General features: G+C 58.7%; 14 protein-coding genes, 1 tRNA gene and 1 pseudogene. 8 read left to right on the top strand and 8 right to left on the bottom strand.

Annotated features, from left to right (window positions below):
* Positions 1-777: hypothetical protein (locus ASD50_RS23260; RefSeq protein WP_156465150.1), on the bottom strand; the 777-nt coding region annotated here is incomplete at its 3' end.
* A 118-nt stretch (positions 778-895) separates the two neighbouring features.
* Positions 896-1,138, bottom strand: a pseudogene (locus ASD50_RS22700) (DDE-type integrase/transposase/recombinase); the annotation flags it as partial.
* Between the two features lie 50 nt (positions 1,139-1,188).
* On the opposite strand from ASD50_RS22700, the gene ASD50_RS23255 reads away from it, so the two are divergent.
* The 4 genes from ASD50_RS23255 (at position 1,189) to ASD50_RS17420 (ending at position 5,975) form a co-directional block, all read left to right on the top strand.
* Positions 1,189-1,473 carry a hypothetical protein gene (locus ASD50_RS23255; protein ID WP_156465149.1) on the top strand — a complete coding sequence of 95 codons (285 nt, stop codon included), beginning with the start codon at positions 1,189-1,191 and terminating at the stop codon, positions 1,471-1,473.
* Positions 1,474-1,609: 136 nt separating this feature from the next.
* Entirely contained in the window at positions 1,610-2,899 is a 1,290-nt protein-coding gene (locus ASD50_RS17435; RefSeq protein ID WP_056243887.1) for a tyrosine-type recombinase/integrase, read from the top strand.
* A gap of 557 nt (positions 2,900-3,456) precedes the next feature.
* Positions 3,457-3,669: a hypothetical protein gene (locus ASD50_RS17425; RefSeq protein ID WP_156465148.1), complete on the top strand. Its 213-nt coding sequence runs from the start codon at positions 3,457-3,459 to the stop codon at positions 3,667-3,669.
* Between the two features lie 71 nt (positions 3,670-3,740).
* On the top strand, positions 3,741-5,975 hold the full coding sequence (locus ASD50_RS17420) for a VapE domain-containing protein (protein ID WP_156465147.1): 2,235 nt from the start codon (positions 3,741-3,743) through the stop codon (positions 5,973-5,975).
* Between the two features lie 142 nt (positions 5,976-6,117).
* On the opposite strand, the gene ASD50_RS17415 is transcribed toward ASD50_RS17420, so the two are convergent.
* Positions 6,118-6,717 carry a hypothetical protein gene (locus tag ASD50_RS17415; protein ID WP_156465146.1) on the bottom strand — a complete coding sequence of 200 codons (600 nt, stop codon included), beginning with the start codon at positions 6,715-6,717 and terminating at the stop codon, positions 6,118-6,120.
* Positions 6,718-6,819: 102 nt separating this feature from the next.
* On the opposite strand from ASD50_RS17415, the gene ASD50_RS17410 reads away from it, so the two are divergent.
* Together ASD50_RS17410 and ASD50_RS17405 are read left to right on the top strand one after the other, a co-directional pair.
* Positions 6,820-7,053: a helix-turn-helix domain-containing protein gene (locus tag ASD50_RS17410; protein ID WP_056243703.1), complete on the top strand. Its 234-nt coding sequence runs from the start codon at positions 6,820-6,822 to the stop codon at positions 7,051-7,053.
* Positions 7,054-7,405: 352 nt separating this feature from the next.
* Entirely contained in the window at positions 7,406-8,749 is a 1,344-nt protein-coding gene (locus ASD50_RS17405) for a hypothetical protein (protein ID WP_056243700.1), read from the top strand.
* Between the two features lie 213 nt (positions 8,750-8,962).
* Here ASD50_RS17405 and ASD50_RS17400 read toward each other — a convergent pair whose 3' ends face one another.
* From ASD50_RS17400 to ASD50_RS17390, 3 genes are read right to left on the bottom strand one after another with little or no spacing between them, the layout of a single operon-like run.
* Positions 8,963-10,579 carry a hypothetical protein gene (locus ASD50_RS17400; protein ID WP_056243697.1) on the bottom strand — a complete coding sequence of 539 codons (1,617 nt, stop codon included), beginning with the start codon at positions 10,577-10,579 and terminating at the stop codon, positions 8,963-8,965.
* Positions 10,580-10,589: 10 nt separating this feature from the next.
* Complete coding sequence (locus ASD50_RS17395; protein WP_156465145.1) at positions 10,590-11,273, bottom strand: hypothetical protein; 684 nt, start codon at positions 11,271-11,273, stop codon at positions 10,590-10,592.
* A 4-nt stretch (positions 11,274-11,277) separates the two neighbouring features.
* The gene (locus ASD50_RS17390) at positions 11,278-12,105 is read right to left on the bottom strand and encodes a vWA domain-containing protein (RefSeq protein WP_056243689.1); all 828 of its coding nucleotides are present in this window, start codon (positions 12,103-12,105) and stop codon (positions 11,278-11,280) included.
* A gap of 386 nt (positions 12,106-12,491) precedes the next feature.
* Here ASD50_RS17390 and ASD50_RS17385 point away from each other — a divergent pair, with 386 nt between their 5' ends.
* The gene (locus ASD50_RS17385; protein ID WP_056243685.1) at positions 12,492-13,040 is read left to right on the top strand and encodes a hypothetical protein; all 549 of its coding nucleotides are present in this window, start codon (positions 12,492-12,494) and stop codon (positions 13,038-13,040) included.
* A 275-nt stretch (positions 13,041-13,315) separates the two neighbouring features.
* On the opposite strand, the gene ASD50_RS17375 is transcribed toward ASD50_RS17385, so the two are convergent.
* Positions 13,316-13,392: transfer RNA gene (locus ASD50_RS17375), tRNA-Arg, on the bottom strand.
* A gap of 167 nt (positions 13,393-13,559) precedes the next feature.
* On the bottom strand, positions 13,560-15,047 hold the full coding sequence (locus ASD50_RS17370) for a sensor histidine kinase (RefSeq protein WP_056243680.1): 1,488 nt from the start codon (positions 15,045-15,047) through the stop codon (positions 13,560-13,562).
* Positions 15,048-15,454: 407 nt separating this feature from the next.
* Between ASD50_RS17370 and rpmH the strand changes: the two genes are divergently transcribed.
* Entirely contained in the window at positions 15,455-15,589 is a 135-nt protein-coding gene (rpmH, locus tag ASD50_RS17365; protein WP_008833937.1) for a 50S ribosomal protein L34, read from the top strand.
* Positions 15,590-15,603 lie beyond the last annotated feature (14 nt).

The following is a 15,603-nucleotide window of genomic DNA, read 5'->3' as shown; positions in this document are numbered from 1 at the left end:
GTCGCCGAAAGCTCTGTCGTCATCTATCCGTCCTCTCAAAAGAGAGGGGGTCAGTTCTTCCTTTCGTCCGGGGGGCAATTTCTCATTTCGCCTGACACCGGGATCTCTCCAGCTTGAACGGGTTGGCAGATCTGTTTGTCCGGGAATCCCCAACACCTCGAGAAAACGCGCAGGAGGCAGGCCTTCGCCGCAGATATCCACCCATCCATGTTGGGCATGATATACGGCCGCCGCACGATGCGGGGCGCAGGCCGCGGCTATGCGACGAGCGAGATGAAACCGGTCCACCAGTGGGGCCAACCCCGCCCCTACGATCCCAAGCAGCGCTTGTTCAGCCTCGGCCGGCGCCTGATAGGTCTCGAGGTTCATGACCAGCATTCCTATATAGCCGCGCTTGGAGTCGCGAAGCAGCACGGTGCCGCCTTCCCGGTAGCCCTGTGGCGCCAGGGACTGGGAATAGAATGGGGATTCATCCCGGTTGAACGGGCAATCCTTCCAAAATACCGCACCATCGCTTTTTTCAAGAAACTGCCAGACCAAATCGTCGCGATAGCGGGTACCGTTGAGAGCCATTCGTACAGCCGTGGGATAGCCGCGCGCGGCGATCGTGTAATGCGTCTGTCGTTGATCATCCCAGCTACATATCTGAGCCGCAGCATAGGGGATCAAATGAAAGAGTTCATCAAGCACCCCTTCTGCCCTTTCGGCGGGTGATGCGGTGTCGGCGATGATGGAGGATATCCTCCTCACGCATCTTAGGTCGGCAGCGCCATACATACAGCCTTCTCCAGACAACTCCCTTCTCAAGTCTCAACACAATCGCAGTGACTAGGCAACTTTCACGGTTTTGTTGGAACGGCTTGCTGGAAGCGCAAAGAAGTCGGCCTGAAGCCAATTATGTGGCAAGAACTGCGAACTGTTCGGCCAGGGACGGATTGGGATTGAAGGCGCATCTCGCCTGTCGCTTGCGCATCATGTGAACCATCTCGATGCCGGACAGGATGATCACGGCTGACGTCGGTGACTAGAAGCCAACCATTGGCAGGACGCGGCACTTGATGCGCCTATGGTCCTGCTCGATCCGATTATTCAGGTATTTACTCTTACGGATTTCGATCGGCGTCAGCCGGCGCCGAGCGCACGCAACTCGCGCTCGACAGTTCAGGCAATCAGGGCGTCATCCAGGATATGCTCAAGGGGTTCGCCAGCAAAGCCGGTGAACGGATCCGCCTCGACGATGGCGGCTACCGCCGCGATCATCTGTACTCGCCGGCGCAGCGCGTCGAGGTTGCCGGCGACGAGGTTCGCATCATGGGATCGAAGTCGAAATTGCTGCGAACGCCGGTCGCCGCTTCAAGCGTAGAAACGGCGGCGTTCGGCGTTCAGAGTTCTGTAAATGGCGCGCCCGAAGAGATTCGAACTCCTGACCCCCAGATTCGTAGTCTCCGCCCGCGCGATTCTAAAGGCCCTTGAAGTTTCTACAAAATCTGTCTGCATATGTCTAATTAATTGATTTACAATAGATAAAGCTTGACACCGCCGTAGCATTCAGTGACATTGAACGTCAATAGGCTCCGTCGAGTCGACGGACATGAAGCGGACACAAGTTATGGCTCTCAAACTCACCGATACCATTGCGGACACGCTGTCGGTCCCGGAGAAGGGTAACAAGATCACCTATGATACCGAGGTGAAAGGCTTTGGTTGCCGTGTAACTGCTGCTGGGGCGCGCTCCTTCATACTCAACTATCGGACTCGTTCGGGCCGAGAGCGTCGATACACCATTGGCTCTCGCCCCGACTGGAAAACCAATGCGGCCCGTGAGGAATCGAAGGAACTCAAACGGCGAATCGACCGTGGCGAAGACCCGATGGCCGACGTCGAGGCCGACCGCAACGCCAAGACCGTCGCTGCCCTATGCCAAGACTATGTCGAGAAGCATCTGCCCAAAAAGAGGGCCGCGTCGGCAGCAGACGACAAGGCGATGATCCGTGATTATGTGCTGCCAAAGCTCAAACACCTGAAGGTGGCCGACGTCACATTCCCCGATATTGATGGATTGCACAGGGCGATTACCAAGCAGGGCAAGCCCTATCGCGCAAATCGCGTCGTATCACTCCTGTCGAAAATGTTTGCGCTCGCCCTCAAATGGCAGTGGCGCGATTACGCGGCCGGAAATCCGTGCATCGGCATTGAACGTAATCAAGAGGAAAAGCGGGACCGCTATTTATCATCTGCTGAACTAAGCAGGTTCACCACAGCGCTGGCCGCGCATGAGGATCAGCAAGCTTGCAACATCGTCCGGTTGCTGCTGCTGACCGGCGCACGTCGGAACGAGGTATGTGCGATGCGTTGGGACCAACTTGACCTCTCTGCCGGCACGTGGACAAAGCCCGGCTCGGCCACCAAGCAGAACAAGCTGCATCATGCTCCGTTGTCAGCGCCTTCCCGTCAGTTACTGGCTAGATTGCGCACGCAGGCAGAGGAGGAAGCGGCGAAGGAGCATCGCGGTGTCCACGAATATGTATTCCCCGGACGCGGCGGTAACGGACACCGGCACGGTGGCACTCTAAAAAGGCTTTGGTTCAAGTTGTGCCTCGCCGCCGAATTGGGCGAGGTTGGTGTGGTAAAGGATACCCAGGGCAAAGAGCGGCGGGTTTTCGAACCGAACGTACGCATTCATGATTTACGGCACACCTATGCCAGCTTGCTCGTAAGCTCGGGGCTTTCCTTGCCTGTCATCGGCGCGCTGTTGGGGCACTCCCAGCAAGCGACGACAGCCCGATACGCGCATCTTATGCTTGACCCGTTGCGGCAGGCCACCGAGCGGGTCGGTGCCATCGTGATGCCGTCGCAGGACGAAGGCGCGGAGATCGTGCCGATAAAAGGTGGTGCATGATGGCCGCGTACGACCTTGACTGCCTCTTGAAAGACGCTGGCATTACGCGTGACAGTGCCAAAGCTGGCGATGCGTTTGCCAAAGCCCGCGAGGCGCTTGCCGCCGAACTCGACGCTGGGCGAAGCCTAGTCGGCAAATCCAAATCTCATTGGCAACGTGATCTGACTCGGGTGGCCGAGTCCATTGGAACGACGAGACTTAATCCCGAGGACTTACGGAAGCGGCGTGCCAGAGGCCGGCCACGCGGTGCGCTCTCCTCTACACAGAAGCGGAAACAGGCCGTAGTGGAACGCGCGGTCTATTTCTGGATACGGTTCTCACCGCGCGACCTTAGCGGCGCGCGGGCGGGCCCTACTCATAAGTTCGTGGAAGCCTTCTATGCAGCCGCGACCGGGAGGCACTCGTACGTCGAGCGGCAGTTCATACGCGCCGTCAGGCCGTGGATCGACGAAGCTAAGGCGTTGGGGAGCAAAGCCGCCCAAAATCTGAATTAGCGTCCCCTGAACTGGTGGCCTGTACTGTCTACGTTCGTCATGTAGCTTCGCATGGAGAGCATGATGACCGCCACCGAAATCCTTTCTGACTACATCGACCGCGAAGCGCTCGCTCGCGGTCTAGGCATCTCGACGCGGACCCTCTGGCGTTATGAAAATCAGCCGGACGGCTTGCCCAGCCTGATGATCGGGGGCCGCAAATTCTATCGCCTGCAAACCGTCAGAGACTGGTTTGAAAAGCGAGAAACGCGGCCGAACCCCCGCCGCGCTGCCTGACCTCTCCCCAAAATGAAAGCCGCCGCTCCATCAGACGGAGCAGCGGCGGAAAGATTGCCACGGAGATCGCCGTGACTGAAACACCGTATACGCCGGGGCCGTTGCGTTCGCAACCGTCGCCGGACATCCCCACGCCGGAGAAAAACCGCACGGAGCGCCGTCAAGAGGTAGAGGCGCTACGCCTCAAGCTTCTGGAGAACGGCTTTTCTCCGATCAGGAACCGGGACAAGGCCACCTTCATGAAGGACTGGCCATTCATGGAGATCACGCCGGAGGTCGTCAGGTCGTGGTCGCGCATAGGACGCGACAGGGCGACCGGCCTGCGTCTCGACAACGGCCTCGCCGCCATCGACATCGACATCGACGATCACGCTCTTGTCGCCGCGCTGGCGAACGCGGTGCTGGACATGGTGCCGGAACTCGACCGCGAGAACGTGCCGCTGCTCGTCAGGACGTCAGGCAAGGCCAAGGAGGCGTGGTTCGTCCGCACCGAGGAACCGTTCGGCCGAATCTACACGAGGCGCTGGGTGAAGGCCGGAGAGACACTGGACGAGGGCTCGCATGTGCTGGAGATTTTCGGCGGCGCGTCGGCCCGGCAGATGGGCGCTTTCGGTCCCCACACGGTCGAGCGCGACGGCACGGTGATGCGGGAATACTCATGGCGCGACCAGTCTCCGGCCGACGTTCGGCTGGAAGAACTCCCGGTCCTGACCAAGTCCCAGTTCTTCGCCATCGCCGACAAGGCCGAGGAACTGATGCGGGCGGCCGGCTGGGAGCCGGTGGCGCTGACGGAGAAGGGCGAGAATGCCGCCCAACGCGTTTACGACTTGACCGACGACCTGCTGTTCGATGTCCACGAGGGGCCGCACGGAGTATCCATGGCGGAACTCAAGACGATGGCCGAGGCCGACGGGGACGGCCTGCGCGTGTCGGCATCGTGGCTGGAAGGGCCGGACCCGAAGCGCTCGCCGGATCGCTGCCTCGTGTCGATCACGCGGTCGGGTCATCTGGCCGTGTGGGACAGCGCGACCGGGGTGACGCATGTCGAGGTGGCCGGCGAGCCGGTGGACCCCGGTGTGTTGACGATGCCAGCCAGCGCGCCCGGCGAGCTTATCTTGACCACAAAGGGCTGGCCTCGGTGGTGCCACGAAAACGCCTGCATCCTTCTGGAACACGATCCTGAATGGATAGACGCGCTCGCGTATGACGAGTTCAATTGCAAGACACTTTTGTTGCGACCTATCCCCGGTGCGACAATGGAGCACGTCGATTTCCGGCCCCGAGAGTTGCGCGACACGGACGTTATCAACGCTCTGCGGTGGTTCAACCGTCGCCAATTTCCTTCTGCGACCCGTGCCGTCCTGTATGACGCCATGCTTGCGGTCGCGAGGCAATCGATCATATCGCCCGTGCGACACTACCTTGAAGACCTCCATTGGGACGGTAGCCGGCGGCTTGACACTTGGCTTGTCGATTACTGCGGTGCCGAGGACACGGCGTATACCCGCGCCGTTGGACGGCGGTGGATGCTCTCGGCGGTCGCACGAGCGCTGAAACCCGGCTGCAAGGCCGACTACTGCATGATCCTCGAAGGCGAGCAAGGCATCGGCAAAAGCACCTTGTTGCGTCGGCTGGCCTCAAGCGAATGGTTCCATGACGGACTGCGCGACATGACTTCCAAAGATGCCAGTATGGCGTTGCGGGGCCGCTGGATCGTCGAACTGCCCGAGTTAAGCGCGATGCGCCGGTCAGATGTAGAGGCCGTGAAGGCGTTCTTGTCTCGCAACGAGGAGCGATACCGCCCCCCTTATGATCGTGCGGAGGTTTCCGAGCCGCGCCGTTGCGTGTTCGCCGGTACGACGAATAGAACGGATTATCTCCTTGACGATACCGGAGCGCGGCGCTTTTGGCCGGTGAGGGTCACACGTGCCGATACGGACAGCGTTGCGAATGACCGGGACCAGTTATGGGCAGAGGCTGTTGTCGCGTACAGAGCCGAGGAACCGTGGTGGCCGAGTGACGACATGGCGAGAGAAGCAGCACAGGTAGCAGCGACGCGCACCGAAGACGACCCGTGGACAGGACCGATACTTAATTACGTCGAGAAGCGCGACGAAGTCGGTTCGCAAGAACTGCTCGCGGCGGTGTCTCTGCCGCAGACGGTCATGACCAAGGCCGACGCGAAACGCGCTACTGGAATATTGCGACGTAATGGCTGGACCCGCGATGGTCAGTTCACCAAAGGGCCGAACAAGGGGGCGGCGCGTTACGTGAGGGTGCCCGCCGCCGCGCGTCGGGCGCGGTAGCAGTAGTAACGGTAGCAACGATTTCCATTAATATCGTAGCAAGGTAGCACTGGCTTATGAATGAGCATTTTAATCAATTAAATCAGTATGTTATCATATACATCAGAAAGTGGAGAAATCATTGCTACCATTGCTACCGCTACTACTCCCGCCCATTACCGCCCCCGCGATTTCTGGTGTCGTCAGCCCGTGGAGGCTGGTAGATATTACCGTAATCAAAGGAGTTGGAGTGCAAATAGACTATAATATTGCGAAATAGCAAAAGAGAAGCCATAATCCCTGCACCAAGTAGACCCGCCATAATAGAACTCATAATAATATCATAAATAACAATTAATGAGACACCTATTGACCCAATTTCATTAAAATAATCTATTGATGTAACAAATACATACATCGCAGTAATAAATAATATAAACCCTATACATATTGTAATAAATGCAGAGAAAATTCCTTCTAATATAGAGTAGTAATCATTTTTTGAATAATATTGTAAAATTTTCTTATTTTGCCTTGATGCTATATAATTCCTAGTAGTAATGATAAAGAATAGAATTGCCGTACTAAGGGCAATGCCGCCTATCAGCGACCCAATGAAGCCTGCGATGGCGCTGGAGAAATCTCTCATGTGCGGGCGTCCCGGATCGAAAAAGAAGCCGACCGTTGCAAGCAATGCTCCTAGTGAAGCCCCTCCCTTAGTTAGCCCTCTGGATCGCCATCGATAGGGTGCAAATTTCCACATTGAATACCCTTTGCGATTTGGTCGCCGTTTCGCCCTTCTCGGGAGGTGGTTACATATTATAGTTGATACACTCAAAATGTGCAGAATGCGACCGACTTTTGCATGGATATGCGTAAGCTGGTCGGCCGTAATTTTGCACGCCTGCGCCGAGAGAAGGGGCTGACGCAGGAGCAAGTTGAGGAGCGTTCGGGGTTTAGTCAGCAATATCTAAGCGACTTGGAACGCGGTCGCCGTAACCCCACAGTCATTACGCTATATGAGTTGGCGCAAGCGCTTGGCGTGAGTCATGTCACCCTCGTCGAGCCGGATCAGGAATGCGATCAAGCTAATTTGTGAAAGTGTCCAGCGGGGTGCATCGGCCGTTCCGGTTGAAGCACAAGCGGAGACTAAATTCCTAGTTTAATGCGGACCCCTAAAGAGGTGCGATTGCAGTGCGCGCGGCAAAAGTTTGAGCGGCTGGTGATAACCCTAAAAGGCGACGATACCGACACAGGTGGCGTGATAGCCCGTAATGCGCCCACGACCGGCCGCTGCGGCAACGGTGATTTAGCCTGCCGCCCTTGTGACAAGACTGCCCGCTGATTTGTTATCAGAAGACGATTTAGGACAAGATACTGAAAATAATTGCATAAGTAAGATACCCCTGCATACATATCCGCATCGTGTCCGCAATTTGGAGCCAGAAACGATGTCAAGTAGCCGCACCACCCCTCATCCCGAAGACATGGACGACGGCTATGTCAGTGCAGAAGATCAGGTTGCGGCCGAGCGCCAGATGCCTGATCAGCCGGAGCCCGATCAGCCCGAGCCCGTGGACGATGTGGCCTATGATCCGCCGTTTAACCGCACAGCGCCGCTCTCGCTCGACGGGTTCCTGAAAGAACTCAAGGACGCCGCGAAACGCGGCCCCGGCCGCCCTCGTAAGCGCCGTGGTGAAGCAGCGCACGAATTTAACGAGCTTGCACTGATGACGCCAGAGCAGCGCACAGCCCGGTTGACGAAGATTACGGCGAAGCTGACAGTAGCCGAGGACGAGCGTGCTTCCTTGGAGGTGCGGCGGAGTGAGGTTGATGTGCTGGATGATGCCGCGCTTGACGGCTACCACGCGGACCTTGCGCGTGCCGAGGCGACGTGTGTGACGCTGCGCATGGCCGCCGACAAACTAGGCGAAGCTATCCAGTGCATCGAAGCGTCCGAGGCCGCACGTGCATTCGCGGCTCGTGCTTGCCGGACGCTAGCCGAAAGTGCGGAGACCTACGCCGCCGATTTGCAGAAGTTGCACGACCTGACGGCAAAGATTACCGCTCTTGGCCCCTGCCTCGAAAAGGCGCGAAACGCGATTGACCACACCAATGCGCAAGCGAGGGAACGAGGCCGGTCGGACCTACTTCTCAACACGGAGAGGTTACGCAGCTTGGTCAATCAAGAGATAGGCTCCCCTGTGCCGGATACATCTCCTATCGAGATTGAGCGCATGGGCGAGAGCGACGAGGAATGGCACGCACGCGTGTTGAGGACGTTGGGAGAACGCGCAGGGGGTGTGTACCATTCCGAGTATTCGGGCGCGAGCGCATCCGTCAAAAGCCGGGAAGTCCAGAGCAGGCTGCGCCGGGCCAAGGAAATTTTTGTCGAGCGTGGCGAAGACGAAGACGCGGCCGCCCACGAGACGCGCCTGTGGGCTTCCATTGCTTGGCGTTTCAACTGCCATAAGGCGGTCGGCGAAGACAAGGCAGACTATGACGCGCGCCTGCGGGACGTCCTTGCGCGCGAACTAAAAATCGAGCGTAAGGGGGAGAGAGACGAGGCTTACCAACTACGTGTGAGCAACGCACACGCGCAACGTCTCCGTACCATGGAGCGTCAAGACCCCCTCGTGGAGTCAGCGAGAGCCGCCGCGCGGGTTATCGAGGCGCACTGCGTCTCTCCGGCAATGGGGGAGGTGCATCGCCATAGAGAGCGCGTCCAGCGTTTTGTGCGCTGGGGGGACAGTCAGGTGCGGCCGGTAACGGAACCTGTCCTTGTTAGAAGGTAACAGTTGGACATCCGTAAAAACCTCGATTTTTCGTTCAAACGCGGCCCTATTACGGCCTGCTATGATAAGCGATGCGCTGCTGCTCGTGTGCGCTTTTCTGTGATGGTTAGGCTCTCCTTCTTTGGATAAAAGTTGCGGTGGAAGTAGTGCGGATTAGCAATGCGCAGATGGACTACGAGATCGTCAAGAAATTGGCGACGAAGAGATGAACCGCTAAATCTTTGCCCGAATAATCATGAACAGCACAAATGCACCGAAGATGATCCACCCCCATGGGATTTCTTTTTTTGGCGGTGGTGGTGATGGTGCACCAGATGGCGTCCACGTCGGTTGCGGCGATGCACCCGACCCTTGCCGGATCGTATCCAGAATGGCCTGGTTCTTCGACGGCGGTGCCGTCGGGGTGTAGGTGCGGCCGCGCGCACGACTCACTCCGGTGCGTGATGGCGTCGTGCCCAAGCCCGCGAGGATGGACCGGTTGTCGGTCGCCTTCGTTCCGGTGGTGAGGGTGGGGCTCTTCAGACGATGGCGCGCCTCCATTTCCGTGATCGTTCGCAGTTGGCTATTCGACGTGATGGTGATCGAAAGCGACGTGCCGTAGCGGCCGGAATAGGCAGGATCGACCAGCCCTTGCACGCTTAGCCACTTCCCCACCCACGCCTGCGACGGCGCACCGGACAGCTTCGCCAGTCCCTCACTCCAAATGTTCAGCTTCACCGATTGCCGCGAGTCGTTGAAGAAGACGAAGCAATAGGGCTTGCCGTACTTGGTCTTGGCCGTGTGAACCTTCGTCACCCTGCCGACAAGCTCGACTCTGTTGCCGACCTGCTTCGCGACCAAGGCGAAGTTGGTGGCGTCCACCACGTCATACGCGCCGACGTATGCCGCTTCCTTCTTTACCTCTTTCGCGGCCGCTGGTGCGCGGATGATGATCGCGGCGGCCGGGATGTTCTTGGCGGCAAGGAAGTCTTCAAGTGTCGGGACGCTCTTCACCGGCGCCGTGCAAATGCTCGCCAGATTGGTAGTGTCGCGAGCCAGCGTCGGAATCGCCTTCAGGTCCGCGAAGGCCGCCGAATTCCCCGGATCAATGAAATCATTCGCCGTGAGGATGATGTTTTCGCCGTTGGAGTATTTGGCAAAGAGCTTTGAATCGTGCGCGATTGCCCGAAGGCTTAGGTCGATCACGATGAACGAAAAGCGATCCATCTCCGGGCCGAAGTCTGCGGCGGACCGCTTCGGATGCTGGAAATGCTTATGCCCGAGTTCGGCGCCCTGACCGGCCGCCATCGTCGGCACGAAAATTCCGTCATAGTCGATTAGCTTCAGGTCCGATTTGACCAGCACGTTGCCGTTCTGAAGGTCGCCGTGGGCAAGCCCCTTCGACCGCAAGAACCGTTCAACGTCGGTGAACTGCTGCCGAAGGCGTTCGATCCGGCTCTTGTCGGAATAGTTGTCTTCGAGGAACGATCCGAGGGTGTCGCCGTCCACCCAATCCATCTTCACAATGGGATAGCGCTTGCCGTTCACCAGAACGCCCGTGGGCTGGTATTCGAAGCCGACGAAGTATGAACCGCCTGCCGTCCGTAGCCCTTTGTCTACGTGCCCATATCGGGCTTCCAGCCCCTTCGCTTCCTTGTGAAAGCACCGGATTGCGAACTTTCGACCTTGTGCCGTCGCCGTGTAGGTGAGCGCGAATCCGCCGCCAAGCGCGATGGGTAGGCCCATGCCGTTCGTGGCGATCTTCGCCGCCTTCAACACGGGATCGCTGAATGCGGTCTGCGGATGCTGAACCGCGTCGTTATACTGGTCCATGGTCGGATAGGCGGACACGGCGCACCCCCTAACCGATCACTAGAAGGGTGGTATCGTCCCGGCGCATCGTGCCGTCGGCGCGTGCGTCTTCGACCAAGGCGACGAACTCCGCGCGCGTCTGAAGCACCCGCAAGCGGGCCATGCGCTCGGGCCGGTCTGTCAGAAGCCAAGCCCCTATGGCGTCCGTCATGCAGAAAAGCTTCGACTTGCCGTCAAGGCGCCAATGCGTCGTGAAGTCGGCGCCTAGGATCGCCGCGTTCCTGTCGTGGATGGTCGAAAGCAAGAGTGGGTTTGCGCGGAACTGGTCCGGCTCACTGTAGGGGAAGGTGGCGCGAATTTCGGCGCCATCGTCCAGCACCGCAAGGGAGTCGCCAATGCCCAAGATGGACACGCCGTCGGACCCGAGCCGCAGCCCCAAGAGCGTCGCGAAGCTGCCCCGGTCGAAAGCGGCTTGTGCGCTCCACGACATCACCGCACGGTCGAAGCCCGCATGGTAGGCGCCGATGGCATGTGCCAGCCATGCTTCATCGATCACCGGCCGCCGCCTATACCGGGCGACCAGAATTCGTGCCCACCGGCGCGACGCGAAGGACTCCGATGCGCCATCGCTGACGGCATAGACGCCCTTCACATTGGCGCACGCGGTGGCGTCTTCGTTTAGGTGGGGCTCCGCTACCTGCTTCCCCACCGTCCAGCGATGTAGAACGCGCATCGCATCACCGCAGATTGCTTGCGCGCGTACCTATGTCGAAGAAGTCCACAATCGCTTCATAGCCCGCCTTGTAGCCGAAGAAGCGGGACTCGCTGCTGACCGAGTCATAACCCTTGTCCCGAGCGACTTGGACAAGGTGGCCGGGGAAGGCGCTGGACATGCGGAACAGCAACCGGCCGTATTCATCAAGGCCGCTATCCGAAGACGGGAACACCACCGGCTGACCGCCTGCGGTGGAGATATGCAGGTTGAACAGAAGGCATTCGCCGTCGCTGGTGGACATCTGTTTTAGCGCATCCGCGACCGCCGACGGATCGCCGTCCGTCGAAGCACCGTCCGTTACATGGATGATCGTGGGCGGGTAAGAAGACGGGTGCGCATCGCACCATTCCACGATCGCCTCCGCTGCGGTCCGCATTGCTGCCGTCATAGGCGTACCGCCCGAGCTTGTCGGATCGAACCACACCGGGAACTTCGTCGGCTGATCCACCAGCCCACCGGCGCCATCGGGCACACGCTTCACGCGCTCTTCGATCCGTAGCGGACTGGCTTCAATATCAGATAAGGGGTGCAGAATTTTTCCGCCGAGCGCACCGGCGAAACCAGACCGAACCGAGTCACCGTAAGCAATAACGCCAACGTCGAAGTAGTTCCGAACACCGTCGGCGCGTGTGCATCGAATAACAAGCTGGTAAAGCGTCTTGTTCAGAACATCGGCAACGAATTGCGCTTTAGTTTGCTCAGTTTCCATCCTCTCATCCATCGAGCCTGACTGATCTATGATGAAAAGGAAAGCTGAAGGGCTGGTTCTGCTGATCTCTGCCGTGTACATGACGTCTCCCGCTTATCTTAGTCTCTTACTGTTTTGCATACAGAGGTTAAGATTGCCATATTAATCGAGGTGGAGGAACAGATACGATAGCGGGCTGGGTGGGCCCGTTACTGTGGGAAGAGGTCATAGCTGTCGATTCATCAGACTGTCCCTTTTGCAAGCGGACCCACGCTTGCTAACGTTATCCTAGACGGTTTACCGCGCGAAGCAGAAAGGTGTAGCGCATTTTGGCCATTGAGAATCTCTGGAAACCGGACCTTCAAACCGAAGCGCTATCTCTGACAGTCGGGAGCCATCCGACGCGCGAGCAGGGGGTCTGCGCTATGGAGATGACGGCTTGGTTGGCCGGGTTGCCACATTCTGACCGGCCTCGATGCACCTCGCCTATGATCGCGGCCTATGTTCACCATCTCAACGATAACTCGCCAGATGATGTGCGCCAGAGCCTAATCCCATTCCTTCCGAGATTGATCGATACGGCCGCTGCGGAGGAATTGGAGCAGGCGCGCAGCGAGTTCTTCGCTTGGAAGGCAATCCGGGTTTTCGCACCTGCCGCGCTTCGCGCGGGCCGATACTCTAAACGACGCGACCGTTATGCGACGCGGCTGGAAAGCCTTACCGAGCTTAGGGTTGCCCTGATAACGACAGAGAAAATCCTAAATACGCTGCGAGGCGACCTTTACATGGAAGATTGGCCACCTGCTACCTTTGCTGTCCGACGGGCTTTTGAAGCAGCGCGTGCGGCCTGTTGTTTTGCCAACAGCCGGGACGATCATTTTGGCGGTGCCTCAGCCGTCATGCCTTACGAGTCGTGCCCGCACGCGGCGGCGGGAGCCGCCTTTCAGGCGTATCGGGCCGGCTGCGAAACGGCATGGTCGCTTGCGTTAGAGACACTGGGCGAGGTTCTGTCGGTTCGGACGGCTGGAGGACGTTAGCGCGTATCCAGATCGAAGCATTGACCGAACTTCATGCAAGATCGGCCTTGGCCTGTGAACCGGTCGAATATCACGATATGGCCGTCCACCGCCGCCGTTTCGTACCTGCCCCCGATTGCGAGCGCGGCAACGATTAGCCCCGCCGCGAGGATCAGTGCCGCCGTCGTACTCATAGCTTCCCCAAGTAATTTTGCAGACATATCGCGGACATGAAGGCGGCGACGGGCACAGCCAATCCCTTCACTACGGTAACGAGTTGAATTAATTGAGGAAAATGGCGCGCCCGAAGAGATTCGAACTCCTGACCCCCAGATTCGTAGTCTGGTGCTCTATCCAGCTGAGCTACGGGCGCGCACTAGGTCTGTATCGACAGACCACGCCAACCGGCTTTGACAGCCAGTCGCGAACGTGCCGTGTTCACTAGCGGCTGAATTTCGGAAATGCAAGTCGATCCGGCAAAAGATTTGTAGGGTCCGTCACCAAGCTGCGCAAAGGCGTGACCGCTGTTGCGGCCAGCACTTAGCCCAGGCGTCGCAGCCCGGACCGGGCCTGATCCAGGCGAACCGGCTGATCCGGAATAACGACCGCAAAGGTCGTGTCACCGCCTGTGCTCTTCACCAATTCGAGCGCGCCTCCATGAGCGCGGACCAACTCCTGGGCGATCGCCAATCCCAATCCGGTACCGCCGCTGCGCGCGGACCCACGGAACGCGGCGAACAGATTCTCAAGCGCTTTCGGCGGCAAGCCAGGTCCCGTATCCGTCACATGGATATGGCACACGCTCCCGACCCGCTCAGCCGACATCGTCAAGCGACGAACAATGACGCTCTCGGTATCGGTGGCCATTGCCTGCACAGCATTGCGGCCAAGATTGGTGAGCACGCGAAACAACTGGTCTGAATCGGCGTCGATCTCGAAATCCGGCTCGACGGCATTCACCAACTCGACTTCGTTGTCCGCGCCGAGAACGTCGTGAACTTCGTCGACCAGCTGGTGCAGGCGTAATTTGCGCCGGGACGGCGGCGGTTCCTGCGTCCGGCCATAGGCAAGCACGCCTTCCGAATAGGAAACCGCCCGGTCGAGCGCTCGCAGCAGTTTCGGCGCGAAGGCTTGCACCGTCGGATCCTTGGCCATGCGCAACCTGTCGGAAATAAGCTGGGCAGTGGCCAGCATGTTGCGCATATCGTGGTTGATCTTCGAAACGGCCAGACCGAGATCGGCGAGGTGCTTGCGTTCGGCCAGCATCTTCTGTAACCGCTCCTGCATCTGGAACAGTTCCCGTTCGACAACGCCGATTTCATCGGATCTGGCTGCCGGCTGGATGATACGTCCGGGATCTTCAGGCGCTTGCGAAAAGGCCAGCATCGATCGCGTCATCGTGCGCATCGGCCTGATCATGATGCGGTCAATGGCGGCATAAACCAGTGTTGCCGTGAACAGCGAAATCAGCAGCGACAAAAGGGCCACATTGCCCGAGTAGGTGAGCATCGCGCTGCGCAGACCCCGGTCTGGCATGATCAGCTCGAATTCCTTGTCGCTTTCGCCGACTGGGCCGGTAACACGCAGCATTCGCTCACCGCCGAACACCAGCGTGTCGAGTGCACCTACCACCTCATCGACCATCGACGAATTTGCCACGTCGACATGTTCATCGACCTGTGGCGGCATATCCGCCACCACCAGCAGACGCGACACACCGTCGTCGCGCACCGCAATGGCCTTGGCTCCGATGGCCATCAGCACATCGTTCTGCGCGACCCGCGACAACGAGGCCGGGTCGCCCTGGACAAGCACGATCGAAACCGCAGCTGCGGTGCCGAGCCGTTCCTGCAGCCAGCTCATCCGATAGCTCGCTATCGAAGGCAGGAAGATCAAGACCTCTGCCAGAAGAACGAACGCGATGGTCAAGAACAGAAGCTTTGTGGAAAGCCCCCGCGCCAACGGCACCGTGCGGGCCGTCATGCCCTGCACGGAAGCTTCGTCATCGTCAGGAAATTCCTGGCTCATTTACTTCCGATCCAGACGCAGTTGCGGCTTCCATTCAAACACCGAACCGCCTCCGCCCTCTGTCCCGCGCAACCCGTCTATGCTCAACGCCTTGGAATGCAATCAGTTCGGTCGTACCACGACAGCTTCGCCAAGAGCGCATGGCGAGCCGGGAGCCAAAGATATAGAAACAATTGCCCGATGTCTGTGTGATAGCTAACGCAACGATGCCTGCTTTGCTTCCCAAATGCGGAAAATGCGTGATCCAGGCCGCCGATTGACTTCCAAAATGCTTGTCCCTATAAGCCCGCTCACGCTCGGGCCAGCACTCCCGGCGCGGTTTCGGTCGCGCCAATCAGGACCCGGCATAGCTCCTGTTGCATCAGTGACAGTTCCAAGAAGGGCCGCACGCCGCGGTATTAAAACAAATGAAGCGTACCTACCAACCGTCCAAACTCGTCCGCAAGCGCCGGCACGGCTTCCGTGCGCGCATGGCCACCAAGGGAGGCCGCGGTGTCGTCGCTGCTCGCCGCAACCGTGGCCGCAAGCGTCTCAGCGCCTGAACGGAAGACGAGAT

It is taken from the genome of Mesorhizobium sp. Root552 (genome assembly GCF_001427285.1).
Taxonomy (GTDB): Bacteria; Pseudomonadota; Alphaproteobacteria; order Rhizobiales; family Rhizobiaceae; genus Mesorhizobium.
The sequence above is the reverse complement of the archived record's forward strand: the minus strand, read 5'-3'. Positions and strand labels throughout refer to the sequence as shown.

Coding starts and splice junctions, on each gene's coding strand:
- ASD50_RS17435 (WP_056243887.1), top strand. CDS start 1,610: ATGGCTCTCAAACTCACCGATACCATTGCGGACACGCTGTCGGTCCCG.
- ASD50_RS23255 (WP_156465149.1), top strand. CDS start 1,189: ATGCTCAAGGGGTTCGCCAGCAAAGCCGGTGAACGGATCCGCCTCGAC.
- ASD50_RS17395 (WP_156465145.1), bottom strand. CDS start 11,273: ATGCGCGTTCTACATCGCTGGACGGTGGGGAAGCAGGTAGCGGAGCCC.
- ASD50_RS17390 (WP_056243689.1), bottom strand. CDS start 12,105: ATGTACACGGCAGAGATCAGCAGAACCAGCCCTTCAGCTTTCCTTTTC.
- ASD50_RS17370 (WP_056243680.1), bottom strand. CDS start 15,047: ATGAGCCAGGAATTTCCTGACGATGACGAAGCTTCCGTGCAGGGCATG.
- rpmH (WP_008833937.1), top strand. CDS start 15,455: ATGAAGCGTACCTACCAACCGTCCAAACTCGTCCGCAAGCGCCGGCAC.
- ASD50_RS17425 (WP_156465148.1), top strand. CDS start 3,457: ATGACCGCCACCGAAATCCTTTCTGACTACATCGACCGCGAAGCGCTC.
- ASD50_RS17405 (WP_056243700.1), top strand. CDS start 7,406: ATGTCAAGTAGCCGCACCACCCCTCATCCCGAAGACATGGACGACGGC.
- ASD50_RS17415 (WP_156465146.1), bottom strand. CDS start 6,717: ATGTGGAAATTTGCACCCTATCGATGGCGATCCAGAGGGCTAACTAAG.
- ASD50_RS17410 (WP_056243703.1), top strand. CDS start 6,820: ATGGATATGCGTAAGCTGGTCGGCCGTAATTTTGCACGCCTGCGCCGA.
- ASD50_RS17385 (WP_056243685.1), top strand. CDS start 12,492: ATGATCGCGGCCTATGTTCACCATCTCAACGATAACTCGCCAGATGAT.